At 60.4% G+C, this 22,122-nt stretch carries 21 protein-coding genes and 1 riboswitch; of the genes, 2 read left to right on the plus strand and 19 right to left on the minus strand.

The window, feature by feature from the left end; translation table 11 throughout:
• Window positions 1-22: 22 nt before the first annotated feature.
• The 13 genes from HU230_RS27250 to HU230_RS27310 all read right to left on the minus strand — a co-directional run bounded on the left by HU230_RS27250 (window position 23) and on the right by HU230_RS27310 (window position 10,683).
• Window positions 23-1,249: an IS91 family transposase gene (locus HU230_RS27250; RefSeq protein WP_176528572.1), complete on the minus strand. Its 1,227-nt coding sequence runs from the start codon at window positions 1,247-1,249 to the stop codon at window positions 23-25.
• A 20-nt stretch (window positions 1,250-1,269) separates the two neighbouring features.
• Window positions 1,270-2,130, minus strand: coding sequence for a tyrosine-type recombinase/integrase (locus HU230_RS27255; protein ID WP_029085027.1), 861 nt, complete (start codon window positions 2,128-2,130; stop codon window positions 1,270-1,272).
• A gap of 125 nt (window positions 2,131-2,255) precedes the next feature.
• Window positions 2,256-3,293, minus strand: coding sequence for an EscU/YscU/HrcU family type III secretion system export apparatus switch protein (locus HU230_RS27260; RefSeq protein ID WP_166071925.1), 1,038 nt, complete (start codon window positions 3,291-3,293; stop codon window positions 2,256-2,258).
• Window positions 3,290-4,111 (minus strand): type III secretion system export apparatus subunit SctT, encoded by an 822-nt coding sequence (gene sctT, locus HU230_RS27265; protein ID WP_173643928.1) that lies wholly within the window; start codon window positions 4,109-4,111, stop codon window positions 3,290-3,292. The genes HU230_RS27260 and sctT overlap by 4 nt, the downstream gene beginning before the upstream one ends.
• A gap of 10 nt (window positions 4,112-4,121) precedes the next feature.
• Complete coding sequence (locus HU230_RS27270) at window positions 4,122-4,397, minus strand: EscS/YscS/HrcS family type III secretion system export apparatus protein (protein WP_166071923.1); 276 nt, start codon at window positions 4,395-4,397, stop codon at window positions 4,122-4,124.
• The gene (gene sctR, locus HU230_RS27275) at window positions 4,394-5,065 is read right to left on the minus strand and encodes a type III secretion system export apparatus subunit SctR (RefSeq protein WP_166071922.1); all 672 of its coding nucleotides are present in this window, start codon (window positions 5,063-5,065) and stop codon (window positions 4,394-4,396) included. The genes HU230_RS27270 and sctR overlap by 4 nt, the downstream gene beginning before the upstream one ends.
• On the minus strand, window positions 5,058-6,167 hold the full coding sequence (sctQ, locus tag HU230_RS27280) for a type III secretion system cytoplasmic ring protein SctQ (RefSeq protein ID WP_176529074.1): 1,110 nt from the start codon (window positions 6,165-6,167) through the stop codon (window positions 5,058-5,060). The genes sctR and sctQ overlap by 8 nt, the downstream gene beginning before the upstream one ends.
• Window positions 6,167-6,703, minus strand: a complete 537-nt coding sequence (locus tag HU230_RS27285; RefSeq protein WP_173643926.1) for a hypothetical protein — start codon at window positions 6,701-6,703, stop codon at window positions 6,167-6,169. The genes sctQ and HU230_RS27285 overlap by 1 nt, the downstream gene beginning before the upstream one ends.
• Entirely contained in the window at window positions 6,679-8,028 is a 1,350-nt protein-coding gene (sctN, locus tag HU230_RS27290) for a type III secretion system ATPase SctN (RefSeq protein ID WP_173643973.1), read from the minus strand. Before sctN ends, HU230_RS27285 begins: the two co-directional genes overlap by 25 nt.
• Window positions 8,029-8,030: 2 nt before the next feature.
• Window positions 8,031-8,654, minus strand: coding sequence for a type III secretion system stator protein SctL (sctL, locus tag HU230_RS27295; RefSeq protein WP_166071918.1), 624 nt, complete (start codon window positions 8,652-8,654; stop codon window positions 8,031-8,033).
• Window positions 8,651-9,271 carry a nodulation protein NolU gene (locus tag HU230_RS27300; protein WP_224924207.1) on the minus strand — a complete coding sequence of 207 codons (621 nt, stop codon included), beginning with the start codon at window positions 9,269-9,271 and terminating at the stop codon, window positions 8,651-8,653. Before HU230_RS27300 ends, sctL begins: the two co-directional genes overlap by 4 nt.
• 23 nt (window positions 9,272-9,294) lie before the next feature.
• Complete coding sequence (gene sctJ / locus HU230_RS27305; protein WP_176529073.1) at window positions 9,295-10,155, minus strand: type III secretion system inner membrane ring lipoprotein SctJ; 861 nt, start codon at window positions 10,153-10,155, stop codon at window positions 9,295-9,297.
• A 9-nt stretch (window positions 10,156-10,164) separates the two neighbouring features.
• Window positions 10,165-10,683, minus strand: coding sequence for a nodulation protein NolB (locus HU230_RS27310; protein WP_338077302.1), 519 nt, complete (start codon window positions 10,681-10,683; stop codon window positions 10,165-10,167).
• A gap of 175 nt (window positions 10,684-10,858) precedes the next feature.
• On the opposite strand from HU230_RS27310, the gene HU230_RS27315 reads away from it, so the two are divergent.
• Window positions 10,859-11,557: a nodulation protein NolW gene (locus HU230_RS27315; protein WP_173643971.1), complete on the plus strand. Its 699-nt coding sequence runs from the start codon at window positions 10,859-10,861 to the stop codon at window positions 11,555-11,557.
• Between the two features lie 1,022 nt (window positions 11,558-12,579).
• Here the strand turns inward: HU230_RS27315 and HU230_RS27320 are convergent.
• Both HU230_RS27320 and HU230_RS27325 read right to left on the minus strand, forming a co-directional pair.
• Window positions 12,580-13,653, minus strand: a complete 1,074-nt coding sequence (locus HU230_RS27320; RefSeq protein ID WP_176529072.1) for a ribonucleotide-diphosphate reductase subunit beta — start codon at window positions 13,651-13,653, stop codon at window positions 12,580-12,582.
• Window positions 13,644-15,437: a ribonucleoside-diphosphate reductase subunit alpha gene (locus HU230_RS27325; protein ID WP_224924206.1), complete on the minus strand. Its 1,794-nt coding sequence runs from the start codon at window positions 15,435-15,437 to the stop codon at window positions 13,644-13,646. Before HU230_RS27325 ends, HU230_RS27320 begins: the two co-directional genes overlap by 10 nt.
• Before the next feature lie 255 nt (window positions 15,438-15,692).
• A riboswitch (cobalamin riboswitch) is annotated at window positions 15,693-15,906 on the minus strand.
• Window positions 15,907-16,578: 672 nt separating this feature from the next.
• Between HU230_RS27325 and HU230_RS27330 the strand changes: the two genes are divergently transcribed.
• A complete protein-coding gene (locus HU230_RS27330) occupies window positions 16,579-16,776 on the plus strand; it encodes a hypothetical protein (protein WP_166071913.1) in 198 nt (65 codons plus the stop codon).
• A gap of 279 nt (window positions 16,777-17,055) precedes the next feature.
• Here the strand turns inward: HU230_RS27330 and tnpC are convergent, their stop codons facing one another.
• The 4 genes from tnpC to HU230_RS27350 form a co-directional block, all read right to left on the minus strand.
• A complete protein-coding gene (gene tnpC, locus HU230_RS27335) occupies window positions 17,056-18,627 on the minus strand; it encodes an IS66 family transposase (RefSeq protein ID WP_166213725.1) in 1,572 nt (523 codons plus the stop codon).
• A 52-nt stretch (window positions 18,628-18,679) separates the two neighbouring features.
• Window positions 18,680-19,033, minus strand: coding sequence for an IS66 family insertion sequence element accessory protein TnpB (tnpB, locus tag HU230_RS27340; protein ID WP_166073804.1), 354 nt, complete (start codon window positions 19,031-19,033; stop codon window positions 18,680-18,682).
• A complete protein-coding gene (tnpA, locus tag HU230_RS27345; RefSeq protein WP_166073826.1) occupies window positions 19,026-19,484 on the minus strand; it encodes an IS66-like element accessory protein TnpA in 459 nt (152 codons plus the stop codon). Before tnpA ends, tnpB begins: the two co-directional genes overlap by 8 nt.
• Before the next feature lie 609 nt (window positions 19,485-20,093).
• Window positions 20,094-21,608, minus strand: a complete 1,515-nt coding sequence (locus HU230_RS27350; RefSeq protein ID WP_176529071.1) for a DUF1521 domain-containing protein — start codon at window positions 21,606-21,608, stop codon at window positions 20,094-20,096.
• Between the last annotated feature and the right edge of the window lie 514 nt (window positions 21,609-22,122).

Below are 22,122 nucleotides of genomic sequence, written 5' to 3' on the forward strand. Positions count from 1 at the left end.
GTCGTGCACGACATGACTTGGCTCACGATGTGTCGCATCGGAACGGTGATGTTCGAGGGCTGGGGCGTCTGAAGCTATGTCGAAAGCGCTCAATGATGCGCATGACGCCACCACAATCGGGACAGGCAGGAACCTCGGCCCGGGTTTGAGCCTCCGAATCCACAGGCGACGGCTGGCCATCGTTTGGGGCTGTTCGCTCATGATCGAGAAGTTCGCGGCAAAGGGCGAGCTTGGCAGCGCGATGGCGGTTGGCCATGAAGCCGAAGTGGCGGATGCGGTGGAAGCCGTCAGGCAGCGTATGAAGCAGGAAACGGCGAATGAACTCATCGGGCTTGAGATTCATGATCTTTGTCGCGCTGTTTTGGCGATAGTCCTTCCATGAGAAGGCGACATGATCGTCGTCGAGTGCGACGAGCCGGCTGTTGGCGATCGCGACGCGATGGGTGTAGCGGCCGAGATAGGCCAGGACCTGTGCGGGTCCGCCGAAGGGCCGCTTGGCGTAAACAACCCAGTTGATGCGTCGCATGGCGTCGAGGTGGGCCGCAAAGGCAGCCGGCTCGGCCAGAGCTCCGAGATCGCCGAAGAAACGCAAGGCACCGGAGTTGAAGGCTGCCGACAGACGTTTGAGAAAAAGTGTGCGAAATAGTCTGGACAACGGTTTGACGGCCAGGAAGAAGTTCGGTCGGCAAGCGGTCCAGCGCGCGCCATCGGGCGAGAGGCCGCCACCCGGAACGACGCAATGGACGTGGGGATGATGCATCAGCGTCTGTCCCCAGGTGTGGAGGACGGCGACGCCGCCGATCGCACCGCCGAGCCGGCGTGGATTGGCGGCGAGCGTCGTCATCGCCTCGGCGGCAGCCTTGAACAGGATGGCATAGACGACGGCCTTGTTCTGGAAAGCGATCGCGGCGATCGGTGCGGGAAGTGTAAAGACGACGTGGAAATAGGGAACCGGAAGCAGGTCGGCTTGACGCGCGGCGAGCCACGCGGCTCGGGCTCTCCCCTGACACTTCGGACAGTGCCGATTGCGGCAGGAATTATAGGCAACGCGTGTCGTGCCGCAGTCGTCGCAAGCCTGCATGTGGCCGCCGAGCGCCTCGGTCCGGCACGCAACGATCGCGCTCATCACGCGCCGCTCGACCCGCCCCAGATGACCGGCATGTACACGGCGATAGGCGTCGCCATGCCGGCACAGAATATCGGCAATCTCGATGGCGGGCCTGTTGGAGCGGATGTCGGAGCGGGTCATGACCCGCATCCCGCTGCGGGTCATCCAGGTGGCGTCACCTCCAGCGACAGGCGATCGAGCGGGCTCTGCGTCGCTCGGATCGTATCGGTGGCGACCTGCGTGTAGCGCGCTGTCGACGACAAATTATTGTGCCCGAGCAAGACCTGGATGATCCGGATATCGGTTCCGTTCTCGAGAAGATGTGTCGCGAAGCTGTGGCGCAGCGTGTGCAGCGTGACGCGCTTGGTCAGGCCCGCAGCCTTCACCGCCGACCGGCAGGCGGCATGCAGCACGGTCTGATCGATCGGATGATCTTCGTCACGACCAGGGAACAGATAAAGCCGCGGCCGGGCGAGCCGCCAGTAGGTGCGCAGGATGCCCAGCAGCTGGGGCGACAGCATCACGTTGCGATCCTTCGCGCCCTTGCCGTGGCGCACCTGGATGACGCCGCGGGCGCTGTCGATGTCTTCGATCCGCAGTCCCGCAACCTCCGAGGCCCTGAGCCCGGCCGCATAGGCGGTGGTGAGCGCGGCGCGGCTCTTCAGGCTCGATACCGCTTCAAGAAACTGAACCACTTCGTCGGCGCTGAGAACGACCGGCAGCTTGCGCGGTTCTCGCGCATAGGGAATGCGCTCTGGGATGAGCGCCTCGCCGAGCGTGACGCCGTAGAAAAACCGTAGCGCACAGACGATCTGGTTCAGCGCCGGCCATGAGATGCCGGTCGAGACCAAATGCACCTGGAAGGCGCGGACGTCTTCCAGCTCTAACCGGTCAGGCGATCGGCCAAAATAGCGGCTGAACTTCGAAACCGCGCTGATGTAGGATCTTTGCGTCGCCGGCGACAGATTGCGGACGGTCATGTCTTCGATCATGCGGCGGCGAAGAGGGCTCAAATCGGCCATCTCGATACTCCTGTCTGAGGGGGTGGGCTCCAACACCCACATCCTCTCAGCCAGGAGGCGATCTATGCCACCTTGCCCCCTACGCCGCGGCAGCGGCTTAGTTCAATCCCTATTGAGTACAAACCCTAGACCAGTCCGGCAGCGTAAAGCGCTTTTGCGACCGGCTCGAAATACTCTGTAGGAACCGGGTTGCCCAGCCTTGCTTTGCCGAGGAGCTGGTGCGCCAGGATGTCGTCATCTACAATACGGAGGCGGAGCGCGCGCGCCTCATGAAGCAGCTGTGACGCAGCGTCGCCTTCGCCACGGCAGACCAGGATCGGCACGCCGGTTTCGCCGCGAACATAGCGCAACCCAATCAAGGTTGCCGCTCCCCTCAATATCAAAGTGGCGCGATGGACGCCGAGCGGAGCCTCGTTCGCCGCCTCCTGCCGCAGACGGCGGTGCTCACGCTTTATCTGCGGATTGCCTTGCTGTTCCTTGTTCTCGCGCTTGGCCTCGGTTTCCGTCATGCGCATGTCCTGCAGAAACAACCAGCGCTGGATCAGAAGGTCGGCCAATCCGCCGACCAGAAAAGCCGCAGCGGCAATTCCGGTTAGCAGTTTGACCTCGGTGAAGACGAAGCCAAGACAGCCCATGCCGCAGACCGGCAGGTACACCAGCGTCTTCCAGCTTGCCATCACGGTGAGGAACAAACTCGTCCCGAGGACCACCACCTTGACCAGCGTCTTGCCAAGTTCGATCAACGAACGTTTCGATGCGATCCGCTTCAGGCCCTTGACGGGATCCAATTTCTCCAGCTTCGGCTTGAGCGGCTCCGAGGCAAACATAAAGCCGCCATTGGCCAGGATATTCGCCAACAGGGCCGCTGCCACGGCACAGGCGAGCAATGGCGCGACGGCTGCCAGCGAAAGCTCCAGCAAGCCACTGAGCGCTTGCGGGACCGCGCTCGTGAACGGCTGCTCCTGCACTTTGTCGATCAGCCGGACCGTTTCGTGCCACTTGTCTTCGATCGGCCCGGCTCTCCACCACAGACAGCCGAAACCGGCGCATGCGCTGACACCGCTCACCAAATCGGAGCTGCGCGCGCTCTGCCCCTTCTTGCGCGCATCGCGCAGCTTCTTGGGAGTTGGAGGTAGCTTTTTCTCCTCGCTCGAGCCGCTCATTTCAAGAGCTTCTTCAGATATTCCAGCACGTTGTCCGACGTGAGGATCTCAGTTCCCGCGTATTCAAGAAGATAGACGGTGTAGCTGACCATGATGAGACCGAAGGCGACATTCTTGATCGTCGGAGAGAGATCGTTCAACTTGAGCTGCGATGCAAAGCGCCCCAGCATCATGACCGATACATCGATCAGCAGCAGCAGGACCAGCACCGGCCCGGCGACCAGAAGCGTCGTCAGCATAATGTGATCGAGTAGGCTCAGACATTGCATTGCCCCTTGCGCCGTCACCGCGGGCAGAAACTGATACACGGGCCAGATCCGGTAGCTGCCATAAAGGCTTCTCACCATGGTCTGCAGGCCGCCCACCAGAACGAAAATCGTGACCGCCGTGATGCCGAGAAAAAGCCCGGTTCCCGACGCTTGGCTATGCGTTGCGGGATCCTCCGCCGCCACCTGGCTCGAAATTCCCCGTTGAGTATCGATGATGTCGCCGACCGCCTGGATACTCCATAATGGGATACTGAGCAGGATTCCGAGCAGAAGGCCGACGAACACCTCTTTCAGACCGAGCATGGTGACGCTGACCAGTCGCGTGTTTGGATCCAGCGCCTCCAAGCCGAGCTTGATCTGCGCCAGACACGGCAGTCCGATCGCAATCGTCAGGCTTCCTCGAACCAAGCCACTGATACGTGGCCTCGTAAAGACGGGAAGGACCAGCATGATTCCCAAGGCACGGGCCGCACCAAGACCCGTTGCGGCGACAAGTTCGATCGCGCCCTGGACCAGAGCTTGCGCATCTGTGGGGGACAGTCCAGCCATCCAGGCTCTGCTAGTATCTGCCGGTGAGTGCGGGAAAGTCGCTGAAGATGCGCTCGGCCTGCTCGATGAGGGGAGCACTGAGCACCGGAGAAAACCCAGCGAGGACGGCGACGACGACCAGAAGCTTCACCGTCAGGGGCAAGGTTTGATCCTGGAGCTGCGTCGCCGCCTGGATGAGGCCGATGATCAATCCGGAGACCAAGGCTGCGAGGAGCGGTGGCAGAACCCAGATCATGAACAGGACGAGCGATTCGCTCAGATGCGTGAGGATACCGGCTTCATTCATTGTCCGCCTCCCGGCGTTGTGTAGCTCAATACCAGCCCGTGCATGAGACGTGACCAGCCATCGATGGTGACGAACAGAAAGAGCTTGAAGGGAACAGATATCACCGTCGGGGACACCATCGACATGCCCATGGCCATCAGAATCGTCGTGACGATCAGGTCGATGGTAATAAAGGGAAGATAGAGAAGAAACCCGATCTCGAAACCACGCTTGAGTTCGGAGATCAGGAAGGACGGAACCAGAATCACAAAATCATCGGCCGTAGCGCTGCCGCGCATCTCTTCCGACCAGACATGTTCAGTCGAGGACAAGAAAAACCGGCGCTGCTCTTCATTGGTGAATTTCTTCAGATGGGCGCGCAGCGGCTCCTGTCCTTCCTTGGCGGCGGTCATCCAGTCATCGAAGGTTTGGTAGCGAAGTTGGGGATCAGTCAATCGGTTGTAGGTCTGCTCAAAGACCGGAGCGCTGATGAAGACGGTCAGAATCAGTGCCGCGCCGTACAGGACAATGTTCGGCGGTATCGATTGGGTCCCGAGCGCATTGCGAACCAGGAAGAGAACAACGGAGACCTTTATGAAGGCGGTGGTTGTGACGACGGCGAACGCGAGCAGGCCGAGGCCGACTGTCACCGCCAGAAGCGCGAGGATGCTGGGTTGAATCTCAGTCATTGACCGCCAACCTGCCGCGTAACCTGACGGCAAGTTTCTCGCCAATCCGCACGAGGTCGCCGCGTCCAATGCGTTGGCCGTTGGCAAGGATATCGACCGGACCATCAAGCGGCCGGCCAAGTTCGAACACATGACCTTCGTTGATAGTTCGCAAGGTTCCCAGCGGCAGCGGCCAGCGGCCGCATTCAAATACAAGTGTGATCTCAAGGCTGTCGATGTCGGCTTCAGAGGGAAGCTGCTGCGCTTCTGGTTGTGTCGTCATATGTCCACTCTTCAGGGGGTGGGATTGCAAGCGGAATGGCCCCCGCAGGACCAGCCTGTCGCGGGCAATCTCGGCAGGAGCCCATAATTGGTCAGCGGCAAGGATGATCTGGCCGCAAGCGAGGGGAATTGCGTCCGGCAGCAGCGCGTCACCTTGCTGTGCTTGACGAACAAGCCCAATCGTGACGCGGAGCGAGCCAATCTGGCCTGCAACGATGACAGGCAGCTCAGAACGAAGCTTGGGCCGCTGTCGCGGCAATCGGCCAAGCAGTTCGCCGAGGGCGCTGAACGCAGGTGGAACGGGACCGTCGAGAGACGGGAATAGAAGCAGGCGAGCCTTCGCTGTAAGCGGACCATAGGAGACGTCGAATTCAATATATGGACCCGACATCACTGCTTTATGGGTGCGGATAAGCTGCAACGGCCGTTGGATCAATCTCTCCAGTGGAGCGAGCAATTGTTCAAGCGCGAGTTCAAGGATCAGCGAACGACTTGGCTCGGAAGGTAAGGTCAAACCACTCTGCACGTTCGCAATCAACGCTTCCACAAGCGAACCGGGCAAGGACAAGACGACCGTTTCGCCGCCGGCGTCAAAGACGCAGTCAAGCATCGATGCCGCAGCCGGCTCGGCCTGCCAGACCAGCCGGTTATGATCCAGCGACAGCGGTTTATCTCCTAGATGGCTTTGCAGAGCGACGCGGAACGCTGCGATTTCATTGAGCCATGAGACCACAGCATGAGAGAGGATCAGCGCTGGTCTGAACGGTGCGGGTTCCCCCGACGATCGCGACGCACCCCTCCCTTCCACATCAGGGCGTCCTGGCGTTGGAGAAGTGGCCATCAGGTCGGCTCGCCTCCCACTTGGCGATCTGATCCCCTCCGGTACCGAAGCACGACCTCATCATCGGCTTCAATTTCGGCCGCAGCTTCGCAATGCGCGTCGGTCATGCGCTGAACGTCGCGCTCGATCTCTTGCCATTTTTGGCTCGCCGTTGAACGTTTGGCCCAGAGGGTCCGCGCCTCAAGAACGGCAGCCTCGGCCTGGTCTTGAGCGGAACGTGCCTCATCAAACGCCCGTTGCGTCGCTGCGATCTCCTCTGTGAGCCGCCCAATGATGAGATGGTGGCGCCGCTCGAGGTCGGCGACCGATATCGCATCGGCCGACAACATTTCCCGATAAAGCTCGGCTTCAACCCTTGCGCGGCGTCGTTCGGCATTTGCAAGATGCTTGGAAGCCTGTTCGACGGCATCAACCGCGATGTGGCGCCTGGTTTCCATGTTGGACAGTTCACGAAGGGCGCTTCGCTCCCTCATGTCCTTGACGAGCCGCAGTTTAGACGCATGAACGCCATTCAGGCGGTCAGACGTGACATCCATGCCACCGTCTCCTCAAAACTGCATGCCTGGTCCTGACCCTGGCGCAAAAATGCCCGCAACTCATCAATCGAGGCGATCGCCCGGTCCGTCAACGGATCGGAGCCTTGCTTGTATTCGCCGACCTTGATCAAAAACTCCGCCTCGGCGTAACGCGAGAGCAGATCACGGAAGAAGGATGCCGACTTGCGATGCGGCACAGACACGATTGCGTCCATGACGCGGCTTCGGCTCGACAACACGTCGATGGCCGGAAACTGCTCTCGCGAGGCAAGCGCGCGTGAGAGAATGATATGGCCGTCAAGAATGCCGCGCGATTCTTCGGCGATGGGATCGCCCGTGCCGTCACCTTCGACGAGCACGGTATAGAAAGCCGTGATTGAACCGTGCTCGCCCATGCCAGCACGCTCCAATAGGCCTGGCAACAGCGCGAAAACCGAGGGCGGAAATCCGCGTCGAGTCGGAGGCTCTCCTGCGGCAAGGCCGATTTCACGCATGGCGCGGCTAAAGCGCGTCAATGAATCCATCATCAGAACGACGCGCAATCCTTGATCACGAAAATATTCGGCCAGCGCGGTTGCCATATGGGCGCATTGCGCCCGCTCCATGGCCGAACTGTCGGAGGTTTCAACGACGACGACCGAACGGTGCATGGCCTCGCAAAGATGGCGCTCGATGAATTCACGCACCTCCCGGCCACGTTCGCCGATCAGCGCGACGATGGTGACATCGGCGGCCGCGCCTTTGACGATCTGCGACATCAGCGTCGACTTGCCGCAACCAGCGTCACCATAGATTCCGATCCGCTGGCCTTCTCCACATGTCAGAAGCCCGTCCAGGACGCGAACGCCAAGCGGAAAAGGCTGTTCGATGCCGCGTCGCTTCATGGGGTTGGGCGCCCTGCCGCGCAGCGGGCGAACTTCGCCAGTCTTTATCGGGCCCCCGCCATCGAGTGGACGGCCGAAGCTGTCGATTACGCGGCCGAGCAAATTGGGACCGACTGGCACTTCCTGCATTCGCCCGGTCGTGACCACTTCTGCACGGCTGGACAATCCGACCATGTCGCCGATCGGGGTGAGTAACACCCCGTCCGGCAATAGACCGATCACCTCGGCCTCTAGTGACCATCCGCTGCGAGGATCTTGCAGGAGGCACAATTCCCCAACACGGGCCTCCGGCAGAACGGCGTGGAGCAGCGTGCCTATTGCCCGCGTGACCCGACCACGAACGGCGCGGGTGTCGATATGCTTTGCGGAAGATCTTAAGGACGAGAGCGCGGCGTGAACATTCCCTTCCCCTGCCGCAGCCTCATGGGCTGGTCGTTGCATGGTCACGGCTCGCTCTCCTGCGAGGACAAACCAAGGCCAAGACGAAGCGCGCGGACCTGCGCGGCAAGTCCAAGGTCGACATTGCCAAACTCGCTCCACAAAACGCACTGGTCCGCCGTCAGCGCAGGATCCGGCTCAATCCTGACCTTAGGTCGGTCGTCAAGTCCATCGTAGGCCGCGAACTCACTGGCCAGCAGATCGGCTTTCAGGGGCGATACGTGAAGGCACACTTCCGTGTTCTTATACTTTTGCTCGATGGCGTGACGAACGGCCCGCACCAGCATCTCGCTCGGCTCAAAGGCACCCAGCAAATTGCTCACGATCTCAATGACCAACTGCGGCAATTCCTGATCCAGAGCGGCCTTTCGCTGCGCCAGTTCACAAACAGCCTGCGCGATCAGCCGTGTCATTTCCTCCGCTCCCGTCTTTTTGCCCTCGGCATGGCCGCGCATCCGTTCCAGCTCAAAAGCTTTGCGTCCCCAGCTACGAACGCGCTGCAGATGTCGCTCGGCAGCGGCGAGCGCTTGCACGGCATCGTGCCAAACCTTGAGTTCGGCTGCCCGTATCAGGGGCCCGAGCGGGCGAATCCGCGGCGCCACCGGCAATGCTGGGACATCGGCGGTCATCCCCTGGCAACCTCCGTCCTCAAATGAGCCATGACCAAGGAAAGCAGCGGGCCTGCGGCACAACGGTAGTCGGCGGCCGGATTGTCCGCGGCGGTCCCAACGGGCAAGCGTAGAAGCACGCGGGTACGCTCAAGCGCTGGAGCCTCGTCGAGCCAGGCGCCGAGACAGACGTGCCCATCATGTTCAATCTGTCGCGATAGTTGCTCCGGGTCGGCAATGGGCGTCGTTGCGACCGCGCTTGATAAATGCCGGATCCCAAAAGCATGCGCTTCGGCACCGATCAGTTCGACCAAAATTGATAGATCGTGCCTTGAAACCAGCTTCAGGACCGAGCGCGCATGCCAGATACTACCTGCGAGCAGGGCAGCTCGACGCGGATCATGCCCGAGCAGCAGGTCTTCGTTCCAGTTGGCTCCGCTCACATCGACTTCGCCGCCAAGCAGCAGCCCGGCCAGTTTTGGCTGCAGTCTGGAACTCTGCTGTAGCCGCAGCAACGTGGGAGGCGACAGCAGCGGATCAAGGCGCGCAGCAAAGCGGCTCGGATGGATGGAGGCAACAAGCTCGCGCAGCCGATCGGAAGCCAACATGGACGAACGATTGGATTCGGTGAATGACATCGATGCCGACATAAGCGTCCTGACTACGTCGCATCAGGAGTGGTCTTCTTGTCAGCAGCTCTGACGGCCGGCACGCTCGAACCCCCGCCAAACATGGTCAGCTTACGCGACGATTGTCCGAATTGACGAATACGCGCGCCCAACAACACGTAAGAGGCGATGCCGAATGCGGCGCCGGCACCGCCCACCCCGAACGCAAGCAACGGCGTTGAAGCAAATTTTGCTGATTGAGGGGAACTGACTGCCCGTGACGACTCAAGCGGCGCCCGCTCAACCGGCACAAAGACGACCGCCACCTTGTCGTAGGAGAGCCCCTCGATGCTGTTGGCGACCAGCATCTTGATCTGCGGTAAGAGCACCGAGAGCTTCGCGTTAGAGCCATGTCGAATGAAGACCGACGCCGAGGATGGGGTCGCATCCTGCCGCAACAGATCGTTCTTCGGCAGAACGACATGAACACGCGCTGAAAGGACGCCATCGATGTTGCTGATCGTGCGGGATAATTCTTCGCTTAGCGCATAGATGTAACGAGCGCGCTCCTCGATCGGTGAGGCAACCAGCCCCGACCCCTTGAACACCTCGCCAAGATTCTTAAAGGATTGGCGAGGCAGCCCCTCGACATTCAGCAAGTCAATCGAATACGCAAGCTGCTTTTCCTCGACCTGGATTGCGCTGGTTCCATCCTTAGCGACAACACGGACCGCATCGACACCCTTACCAAGAAGAAGCGCGAGCATCTCATTAGCCTCACGCTCCTGAATCTTGGTATAGAGATCGGTCTTACAGCCAATCAAAGCAAGAAGGAGCGGCAGGGCAAGACAAATGCGAAGCCGCCGCCACGATCGATGGCCGCCACCGCCACGCCTCTGGACCACGTCAGTCATCATCCTCGCTCAGCCGGCCGATAGCAGCTTGTTCAGCGACGAACTGACGGCGCTGGTGCTCTTGGAGACAAGTGAAACCTGAACGACGTCTCTGTAGACATCGCGCAGACCAACCATCATCGAATCGAAATCCGAACCTATCGGCTTAACCGCCGCATGTGCGCCGACATCATCCACCTGTACAAGCAGCTGCGCAGCCGACCCCCCCTGCACGCCATTCGGAGCAGGCGCGCCGCTGACTGCGGGAGAAACGGCATGACTCCGGTACATAGTGGAAAGTGCATGAAGGACGCGATCGCCCGGCGGACTTGCGAGCGCACTCGCACGCTGAACCTCTGATACCGGCGGAGCGACTGCCGCTCTAGCTGAGACTGACGAGGCGACGACCTCATTGGAAGACGCTTGCGCAAGGGACTGCTCAAAGTGGGCCTGCTCGCCAGTGGCGGCCGGCGAGCAGGCACTGGAAACACAGTCAGCTGAATGGGGAGAGATCGGCGTCGCGCCTACCATCATAATATAAGGAGTCATTGTGCTCGTGTGATGAGATCAGGCATGGTTGAACGACGAACGGATCATGAGCGTAGATTGGCGAGCTGACGAAAACCTGACGAAGATGCCGCTGGTTACGTCATCTAAAGATCACGTTTGGCCTTCACGTTGGAATGAAATTCTAGGTTTTTTTTCAGGCGGAAGGCCTTCGGGAATGCTCATCCGATCCACAACGGTCTACATTTTGAGGAGAGTTCTCCATGTCGGAGTTTTTGTCTATCTGGGATCGGTAAGCGCGCTCGGCGCATCCCTCTCACTGCCGTCGGCTCCTTACAGCTACACGGTTCTGGATCAGGACCTTTCCGCCGCGCTGCAGGAGTTCGGCAACAATCACAATATCAGGGTCAATGTCAGCGCCGAGGTAAAGGGCCGGATTCGTGGGCGAATGCCGGACCAGCCACCGCGAGAGTTCCTCGAGCGCTTGACCAATCTGTACAATCTTCAATGGTATTACGACGGTCTCGTGCTTTACATATCCGCGGCTCAAGAGGCGCAAAGCCGTCTCATTGTGTTGAACCCGATCAGCTTCGATGCGTTCAGGACCGCGCTCGATGTGCTCAACATCTCCGATGAGCGCTATATCGTGAAGCCGGCTCCAGGAGATGGCCTCGTCCTGGCTTCGGGCCCGCCGCGCTTCATCGCGCTCGTGGACCAAACGCTCAAGGGCCTTGTGGCGGAGGCGCAGGCGCGGCGGAATCCAACCGCTGCCGAAAAGCCGCCACTGGGGTCGGTTTTGATGTTGTTTCGTGGCTCCTCGAGCACGGTCATTCGCGACGGACGACCTGAAAGCCACTATTCCTCAGAAGCGCAGCATCAGGACGGCATCGCGCGCGAAGCTGCAGGCCAGAAGTGACTTAACAATACGAGAGAGCTCGAGCCGAGGATCCGAACTGCATTCGCTTAAATCCATCTGATCGTCAGCTTTTCGAAAGCCGCCTTACCCAGGATGAGCCTGTCTGGATGGCGGCGCCTCGCATCGACCGCGCCAGACGTGTGCATCCAGGAGAGCTTGAAGATCAACGCGAACCTCCGAAACAGCTGCTTCGGTCTCGCAGGACAGGAGCCTTCGCATTGCTCGAGCTGCTCCATCATGCGGGAGTGACAGATGGATTTCAACGAATTCGGACCATCGAACACGAGCCCGGACACCAATTCACCGCTACCGCCCACGGACGCTACCGGCTTTGAGCAGCAGCTCAACGGCGCTCAGGGTGGTGCTGCGCCAAATCGTACCGCCTCGCCCGCGCTGCCGGGGGAGCCCTATTCGCCATATCTGGACGCAGGCCGTCACTATTCGCCGTACTTGGATGCTCGGCACCCTTATTCGCCGTACCTGGATATAGCGCACCCCTATTCGCCAGGCTTGCGTTGGGAGGATGATTCGCATGCGCCGGCTGCGCTCGGTGCAGATCCAGCACAGAACCGTCCCCGCATCACCTCTCGCAGCAGACGATCGAGGCGCATCCTGATTTCGACCAAGATTTGCTATGGCAGGATATGGATAAAAATCCCTCGCCGGCCATCCTCCGCCGGCCCCTCTCACGCCCGGCCTTCGCACGCCGGACCATCTCAGGCTGGGCCTTCCGAAGTTGTACCGCCAGAACTTTCCGAGTTCCGTATGCGGGACGGACGTCTCGCCAGTCTGCAAATTGCAACGATTGTGATCGCCTTTTCGAAGTCTGCCGCACCGAAGCAACTCAGCACAAGATCAGACTTCACTTTCGTACATCAGCCCCGTGGGCGGGTGTTCCCCCATTATGATTTTCGAGCGGCGTGGATGATGCCGCTTGAGGTCCGCTGTGCCGCCGGAAGCCGCAGCAGAGGACTTCCGCGAACCTCCAAGATGTATGAACGGACGCATGCTGTTCCGGCTGCCTACATACGGCCGAAAGCCGCCCACACCCCGGCCTCGCCGTCCCAGCTGCCTCGGCTCGCCGCCTTGGAGTACTCCGTGGCGCGCTGCTCGAAGAAATTGGCGTGCTCGACGCCATTGAGAATCTCGACGAGCCAAGGCAGCGGATGCGGCTTGAGCTGCGTGAACCCATCCTCCTCGGCCTTGAAGAAGCCGAAAACCGGGGCAATCCGGAGTTGGGTCAGTCGCCAGTCGGCGACATAACGGACGTAGGCGTGGATCTGCTCAGGACGCATGCCCTCGATCTTGCCCAGGCCAAAGGCGAGATCGACGAAGTTCTCCTCCAGCTTTACCATCGTTCTGGCGACATCGACGATGTCGTCACGGACCGAGCGCGTCACGGCGCCGGTCTCGCGGTGCCATTCGTGAAACAGCTTGATGACGCCCTCGCAGTGGAGACTCTCGTCGCGCACCGACCAGCTTACGATCTGTCCCATGCCGTTCATCTTGTTGTGGCGCGGAAAATTGAGCAGCATAGCGAAGCTCGCGAACAACGCCATGCCTTCGGTAAAGGCGCCGAACATAGCCAGGGTGCGCGCGACATCGGCCACGGTGTCAACGCCGAACTCGTGCATGTAGTCCGCCTTGGCGCGCATTTGCGCATAGCTGCGAAATGCCTCGAACTCGGTCTTGGGCATGCCGAGCGTCTTGAGCAGCAGCGCATAGGCGTCGATGTGGACCGTCTCCATGTTCGTGAAGGCCGCCATCATCATCTGGACGGTGAGCGGCTGGAAAATCGGGATGTATCGCTTGAGATAATTGTCACCGACCTCGATGTCCGACTGAGTAAAGAAGCGAAAGATCTGGGTGAGCAGCGCGCGCTCGCTGGCGGTGACGCGGTCCGACGCCCAGTCCTTGAGGTCGTTGCCGAGCGGCACCTCCTCGGCCATCCAATGCGTCTGCTGCTGACGCTTCCAGAACTCGTAGGCCCAAGCGTAGCGATCAACGTCATAGCTGCCCATCGAGTCAAGGAGACCAACGCGTCCCTTGCCGATCAGCGTGCGCGGATCGACAGACGAGAGATCGATCATTGACATGCGAGGCACTCCTCATAATCGGTGCGCTGCGCAGGCGGCTGCCGCGGCGCGGCCTCGTCATCGTCGACGATCTTGCCGGCGAACGCCGCGCGCGAGATCGATTTTGAACGGCAGTAATAAAGGCTCTTCACCCCACGCTTCCACGCCGTCCAGTGCAGCATGTGGAGATCCCACTTATCGACCTCGGCCGGCAGATAGAGGTTGATTGACTGACTCTGGCAGATGAATGCGGCCCGGTCGCCTGCAAGCTCGACGATCCAGCGCTGGTCGACCTCGAAGGCGGTGCGAAACACCGCTTTCTCGTGTTCCGACAGAATGTCGAGATGGGCGACCGAACCCTCCTGCGCAATGATCGACTGCCAGGTCACCGGGGTGTCGGCGCCCTTGGCGATCAGTACCCTGGTCAGATGAGGATTACGTACCGAGATGGCACCAGACAACGTCTTGTGGGTGTAGATGTTGGCCGGGATCGGCTCGATGCATGCGCTGGTGCCGCCGCAGATGATGCTGATCGAAGCAGTCGGCGCGATCGCGATCTTCTGGCTGAAGCGCTCCATCACGCCACGTTCCAGGGCGTCCGGGCACGGGCCACGCTCGCGAGCAAGGGCGACGGATGCCGCGTCGGCATCACCCCGGATCTTCCGAAACATCTTTAGATTGAATGATTTCGCCAAGCCACTCTCCATTGGAATGCCATTCGCCTGGAGGAACGAGTGGAAGCCCATGACGCCAAGTCCGACGGAGCGCTCGCGCAGGGCGGCGTAGCGGGCCCGCTTCATACCCTCCGGCGCCGTCGTGATGAAGTGGGTGAGCACGTTGTCGAGGAAGCGCATGACGTCCTCGATGAAGCCGGGTTCCTCATTCCATTGGTCCCAAGTCTCGAGGTTGAGCGATGACAGACAGCACACCGCGGTGCGCTCCTCGCCGCGATGGTCGATGCCGGTCGGGAGCGTAATCTCGCTGCACAGGTTGGAGGTCGAGACCTTGAGACCGAGCTCGCGCTGGTGCTTGGGAAGCGCGCGATTCACAGTGTCGATGAACAAGAGATAAGGCTCGCCTGTCTGCAACCGGTTCTCAAGAATGCGTTGCCATAGCTGTCGCGCGTCGATCTCGCGGACGACCTCGTTCGTCTTCGGGCTGCGCAGAGCGAACGCGGTGCCGGCGCCCACGGCACGCATGAACTCGTCGGTGAGGTTGATGCCGTGATGCAGGTTGAGGCTCTTGCGGTTGAAGTCGCCGGACGCCTTGCGGATCTCGAGAAACTCCTCGATCTCGGGATGCTGGATATCGAGATAGACCGCCGCCGAGCCGCGCCGCAACGAGCCCTGGCTGATCGCCAGCGTCAGGCCGTCCATGACGTGGATGAACGGGATGACGCCTGAGCTGACGCCGCCCTTCACCTTCTCTCCGATCGAGCGAACATTGCCCCAGTACGTGCCGATACCGCCCCCGTTGGAGGCAAGCCACACGTTTTCGTCCCAGGTGCCAACGATGCCTTCGAGCGAGTCGGACACCGAGTTAAGGAAGCACGAGATTGGCAGGCCGCGCGTGGTGCCGCCATTGGACAGCACCGGCGTGGCTGGCATGAACCACAGCCGAGACATCGCGTCATAGAGACGTTGGGCGTGCGCAACATCGTCCGCGAAGGCACAGGACACCCGCGCGAACATGTCCTGGACGCTTTCGCCGACGAGCAGATAACGATCGGTCAGCGTTAGCTTGCCGAACGCGGTCAGCAGGCCGTCGCGCGATCGATCGAGCGTGAGATCGGACGGCTTTGGCAATGGCGCGAGAGGCCGCGGCAGCGGAGGCGATGACGGCGGCGGCACAACACACCGCTGAGGCGCGGCAGACTTTGGCCGCGCCGGCCACGGCCGCACACTCGGCCACTCAATTAGATGACCATGCTGATTGAAATCGTAAGACGACGACATCGGCAACCCCGCGATGTTAGGGGGGGGAAGCCACGCGCACGACTTGCGAGGAGACGGGTCAAACGTCCCAGGCTGCAAGCGACGCACGGGGCACCCCGCCCGAGGACGTTCTATTCTGTCGCGGCAGGTCTCCTGGCTCGCGGGTCGCTGCGGCTGTCGGCCTTCCCGGTGCTGTCGCGGCCAGTGACCATTATGACAACCGCTCGCCGCTTACAGTTGCGGGGGCAGCCCCGGAATAGCCGTTACCGGCGCACCGGGTTCTCTCTTAGCTTCCACCCTACTAGATGCAGAATGGAAGACCGTGGCAGATCTACATACAGACGCCGCGCGTCGAGATTCGTCAAGGCTTGTGGCAGGGGAGTCGAGACGCAGGACGCCACGTCCGCTCCGGGTCTGGGCCCGCAACGCTGTGTTCGAGCAAATGCCCCCCTGCTTCGGCCCATTCCGTGAAAAGAGTGGCAGCATTTTGATTTCGATGCTCCGTCGCGATGACGGGTGCCTATGCGAGTCCGCGTTGGATAGGAATCCGTTCGGCGAAGGTTCCGGGCGATGCTGGCGAGGGATAATCTCATGACGCGCAACGTTTGGCTTGCAATTCAAAGCGGTCGAGAATGCGATGCGCCAGCAAGGTGTTGCTCTTCTTGTGGAACTGGCGTGAGGTGCGTCCCTGCCATGATCGTGCGATCTCGGTGGCTTGCCGCGCGCGCCAGATCGAGCGCGATAGCTCCACAAATGCTTATGGTACCACTGAGCCTTCAACGCGCAACAGTCGCCGTCGCGCTTGCTGACGTGGCCAAGTGTTTTGGCGCCATGATTTACCAGAGCTCCGATCGCAGTAATGACCGTGCCGGCATACGGTTGTCCTCACTTGCGTGGTCATGGATGAAGCCGCCAAGGAGGCTCGATCTTAGTCAGCTTTTCGCAAGCTGTCCCTGCTAGCATGAAGCGGATAGGTCATCTCGCGGCGACGCCGCTATCCGGGTGTTACGACATGAACGCAGCCGATATTAATGCAACAGCGCCGCAGGTTGGCGCCCCCTCCGACACCGCCGAGAGCGGCGGCGATGACACGCGTGCAGCGCTACTGCGCCGAGCATTCGAAAAGGCTCTCGTTTCCGTCGCCACGCAAGTCATAAGCGATTCCCAGTCGGATATGGATGAGGCCATGAGCGAGCTTGATGATGGGTGAGCCGATGCTCGGCGCCACATAGAGATACAGCCCGCGTAGTGATCGAATCGAAGACGTGCCAAGTGAAACTTGGCACGTGCCACCAGTTAGATGCGCATTCAATGATCTCAGATCCGAGCTGCGAGCGGGTCCCGCGAATCCGAATGCACCGGGATCTTTTTGGCGGCGGGCTGCTGCGATTTCCTTTTAACGTCCCTAGCAGCTTACTTGTAAGCGCGATTTTCTTCGCACGCCGGCGGTTTTGATGGATTGCCCTGGTATCGGGCGATACCGAGCCGTTCAGGCAGTGGCGGCTTTGTGGAAGTTGAAGGGCAGCAGGTCTGTAATATCGGCGTCGCCGGCGCGCTGAGGCAATTCGGTGAGGACGTGGCGCAACCACGCTAACGGCTCGACACGTGAGGCGCGGCAGGTCAGCATCAGGCTATAGACGACGGCACTGGCCTTGGCTCCGTCCACGGTATCGCTGAACAACCAACTCTTCCTGCCAGTTGCAAAAACCCTGATGTCGCGCTCCAGAAGATTGTTGTCAATCGGCATGCTGCCGTCCCCGGTGTAGCGCGTCAGATATTCCCATTGGTTTCGGGTGTAGGATACGGCGTCGCCGAGCTTGCTGTCAGGCAAGACCTTCGGGGCCATGTCATCGAGCCATACTTTGAGAGCATTGAGGATGGGGACACTATGTTGCTGGCGGAAGCGGCGAATGCAGTAGGCCTGTGTTTCACCCTTCTCCGGTATTCCGTCCCACGCCCGCCTTTCAACCCGGTAGAGCTGTTCAAAGAACCGCAGCGCTTGCTCGGGCGGACCGCCGCCCTTCTTCCTGGCTTTGAGGGCATCGACAAAGCGCCGCCGGGAGTGGGCCATGCATCCAATGTGGGTGGCCCCTTCCAGCGTGCGCCATGCGGTATAGCCGTCACTCATTACAATGCCACGGTAATCGCCGAGGAAGGCTTGCGGGTGGATTTGGCCGCGGCCCGGCTGATAATCCAGAAGAACGATCGGCTCGTGGCTGCCCTTGCCGCTGCGATAAGCCCACATGTACGATGTGCTGGTGGCCCGTTTGTCCTTCTCCTTGAGGACCTGAACCGTTGTCTCGTCGCCATGGATGAGAGGTTGTGATCTGAGCCGCAGCTTCAGGGCGTCGTAGATGCGATGCAGATGCTTCTCGCTCGAGCCAATCACCCAGTGGCCCAAAGCGCCGCGGCTGACAGGAACACCTGCACGTTCGAAGGCCTGCGCCAGGCGGTAGAGCGGCGTGCCATCGACATATTTGTGAACCAGCGCGAACGCCAGCGTCGAGGGCGTGGCAACGCTGCCCGGCAATGGTTGCGGCGGCATCGGCGCGGTCACGACAGGGGCGTGGATCCCGGTGCGATCGCAATGGCGGCACGCATATTTGAAGCGCACATTCTGTAAAACCTTCGCCTTCACCTCGATATGAAGTTGCTCGGTGACAGCCTCGCCCATGCGATGCATCTGGCCACGGCAGCAAGGACACGCCTTCTGATCGTCGGACAGGTCATACTCGACGCGCTCACGAGGCAGGTTCCCCGGCAGCGGCTTGCGGCCGCGCTTCTTTCCCATTGTGTTTTCGACGGGTGGCAAGCCCGTGTCCGGAAGTTCGGCGATATTGTTCGTTTCACTGCCGGCGTCCTCCTCATCGGAGGCCTGCTCGGCTTCATTGAAGAGACGATCAACATGCTTTTCGCTGCGCGGCGCAAAACGATGCAGGCGTGCCAGCGCCAGTTCTTCCTCGAGCTTGGCGACGCGGTCGGCGAGTTGATGGTTCTCCGCCTGCAGCGCAGCAATGCGTGCCAACAGCACTTCAACACTCGGATCGCCGGTTCGATTCATCGAATTCTTGAATCTGAACCGTACCGACGCGTCAACCGCTCAACTCGAGAGCTCAGCCGGCAACCTGATATTGCCGCACCGGATGGCGGACCATCGCATCGATATCGATGCCGTCAAGGATCCAGTGCAATTGCTCCGTCGTCAGCGTGACGATCGCCTCCTGGCGGCGCGGCCATCGGAACCTGTCTTCGGTCAGCCGCTTCAGGACCAGTACAAAGCCGGACCGATCGAAGAACAGAAGCTTCATCCGGTCGCAACGGCGATTGCAGAACGCAAAAACCGCCGGAGTGAATGGATCGAGCGCCATCGTCTCCTGGACCAGGACCGCAAGGCTGTTGATGCCAGCCCGGAAGTCGATCGGCTCACGGTGCAGATAGACCTGCAGGTCATCGCCCAGTCTAAACATCGCCCAGCGCTCCGATGATCGCCGTCAATGCATCCACATCGCCGCATTCCAGCGCGAGCTTCACGCCATTCGGCAGCGACACGCTCACTTTGGCCGGAGAACAAAAAGCTGGAGTCCCTTTGGGTTCCGAACCACGCACTTCATCGTAAGCCGGCAAATCAACCGTCGCCACGCTGTCTTTTCGCGACAGGTCCCGCTCGGACTTCCCCTCAAGCTGAACCGGGATGAACGCCGGGCGTGAGGACGGCGGCAGCGACCTGGTCGCGCTGTGCTTCTTGATCCACTTCCGAAGGAGGTTCGCGTTGACCCCATGTTCGAGTGCAAGCCTCGATACCGAAACCCCAGGCTCAAGGCAGGCCGCGACAAGACGCTCTTTCGATGCCGCCTCGTAGCGCCGGCGACCGTTCCGGCCGACAAGCCTGACCCGCAGTTTCTGATCATCGTCGCTCATCACAAGGTGTCCACCTATTTTGGTGGACACCTCATGCATCAGGACTCTCAAAAGCAAAAGGTGCGGAGAAATTCGCGCTTACGCTTACTTTGACGGGAATGGCGATGCTCAAAGCCCATAGCGCCTCCGGCTTCCTGAGAAGCTGATGGATGTTCGGGGGGGCGCAAGGGTTCACGCCCGGCTTCGGAGGCTAAAGACAGGCAGAGCTCAACGCGAGGCAGGGCTTGTGCTTTTGAGCCGAGGGTAGATCGCGCTGTCGAGGCAGCCCTCAATCCAATTTGCGATCTTGACGGGATTTTCACTGCGACGCTTGCGTCGGCATGACTTTGAGATGCAGACAAACCTGAGAGCACCGTTCCTGTGCAGCGCCTCCATCGCCGACAACGGGCGGGAACGCGCCACAGCAATTCTGGCCGGGTAGCCGGGCCTGGAGGCCCTCCGCCCGTTTGTCGGGGCGAAGGCTGCGATTGCCGAGACAATCTGACTGTTACCGTCGATCCTGAATCGATAGATCGCCAAGCTGCCCTTCTCGCGGCCGTTTGGCGAAAATGAAAGGCGGGCGCTAGCGCCCGCTTCCACGAGTTTCCGACACGCCCCGGGGATCGGGCCTCATGCCGGCTGTGCATGGCGATGGAAAATGCGCTGGAACATGCTCTCGTGCATCATCGTCTTGAAATCCGGTGGCGCATCCGGGTTCTCATTGTGGTTGATCACCGCCTGCGTCACCTTTCGTCCGGAGTTGTCAACCCACCCCTGAGTTGTCTCATGGATTGTCTGAGCGCCATCGGACGTCAGCTGATCAAGCGTCCGCCCAGCATTAGACTGCGTGACCTTCAGATTGTTCTTCCCATCCTTGTCGTCACCGAGCCCCTCCACAACCATGGCATTGTCGCCGTTGGTGATGGTGAGCTTCGAGGAGATGGTTTTTCCTTTGCCATAATCGACCGTGTCCACCGTGATCTTCGTGCCGTCGTCGAGCTGGAAGGTCATACCTTTCTTGAAGTCGAAATCGTCCTTGCCGTCGCCATTAGCATCGACGTGAGGATCGCCGTGGATCCTCGAGACATGGCCGGTCTGGTTGTTCCTAACGGTCCAGGTGCCGTCCTTCTCATCGGCTGTGATCGTATACTTATCACCAAGGTTGATCGTCGCCTTGCCGTCCTTGACCTCGTGCGACCACACTGGCGCTGGCTGAGATGACGGCGCTGGCTGAGAGGACGGCGCTGGCGCCTGAGCGACGGCAAGCGGAACCATCGCAAGAGGTGGCGGTGGAGGAGGAACGAAGAACACGGGTGTTGCAGTGGCAGGCGTTGCGCTTGCAGACTGGTAGCTGCCCGGCGCGCGACCCTGTTCGCCGGCATCGATACTCGCCTGATTCACCACGCCGCCGGCGCCATCGACCCAGCCTTGGCCGCTCTCATGGATCGCCTGGGCACCATCGGGTGTCAGCTCATCAAGAGTCATGCCAGCATTGGACTGGGTCACCCTCAGATTGTTTTTGCCATCCTTGTCGTCGCCGAGCCCCTCCACAACCATCGCGTTGTGACCGTTCGTAATGGTCAACTTTGAGGAGATGGTCTCACCATTACCGTAGTCGACATTATTGACGGTAATCTTGGTCCCATCGTCGAGCTGGAAGGTCATATCTTTCTTGAAGTCGAAGTCATCCTTGCCATCCCCGTCCGCGTCAACATGGGGATCGCCATGGATCTTCGTGACATGGCCGGTCTGGTTGTTGCGAACGGTCCAGGTGCCATCCTTCTCATCGGCCGTGATCGTATATTTGTCGCCGAGGTTGATCGTGGCCTTACCATCCTTGACCTCATGCGTCCATACCGGATCGACGGAAGGCTCCAAACCCGAACTTTGCTGGCTCAACAGCATGGAAGGAGGAGGCGGCGGCGCCATCATGTACATGGGAGCAGCCACAACTGGAGTGACGACCACCGGAGCGACAACGACGGCAGCACCTGCCGGCAGGTACTGGTAGGCACCTGTCGGGGCATACTGCCCCAACAGCGCGCCGAAAGCGGGGCTGGCAACCACCCCGTCAGACCCCACTCCATTCACCGTCGAATCGAGTGCGCCGACCACGGGGAGACCGGCCACGGGAAGATACGCCATTTAGTTCACTCCTGTTGCATCGAAGAAAGCGGTAAAATTGCGAGCGTTGCGCTCAATCAACTAGGAACCATTTTAGAACGCACCCCTGCCCGATGGGGAGCGAATGGATGCTTCTCGCTGCCGGCGCCGGCAACCCTGATGAGCCCCACCCCCTCCTCTCGTCGGTTTGGCACGAGCATGTCGCACGCATCCAAGTTCCAAGACTGTACCAGCAGTACCTGTCGAAAAGCTGACGACAACAAACCATCGACTGAACATCACAGCCCTCGTCAGCAGACACGGGCTGGGGATCGCATGATTGCTCGCAGCCGCCTTCCACGACAGACCACCTTTAGGGAATATCCACGCTCGCCGATCACCGGCAACATGCAGTCTCGCACCCGACGATCGACTGTCCGATGTCAGCTACACTGAGTAGGCCCTGTTCCTTGCGAGGCCTCAATAAGCGACGAGGTCTCACCGCGAAGCCGCCAGTCGCCCCGTCGGACCAGGAAAGCCCCCCCCCCCCCCCCCC

The organism is Bradyrhizobium quebecense, from assembly GCF_013373795.3.
GTDB classification, from domain to species: Bacteria; Pseudomonadota; Alphaproteobacteria; order Rhizobiales; family Xanthobacteraceae; genus Bradyrhizobium; species Bradyrhizobium quebecense.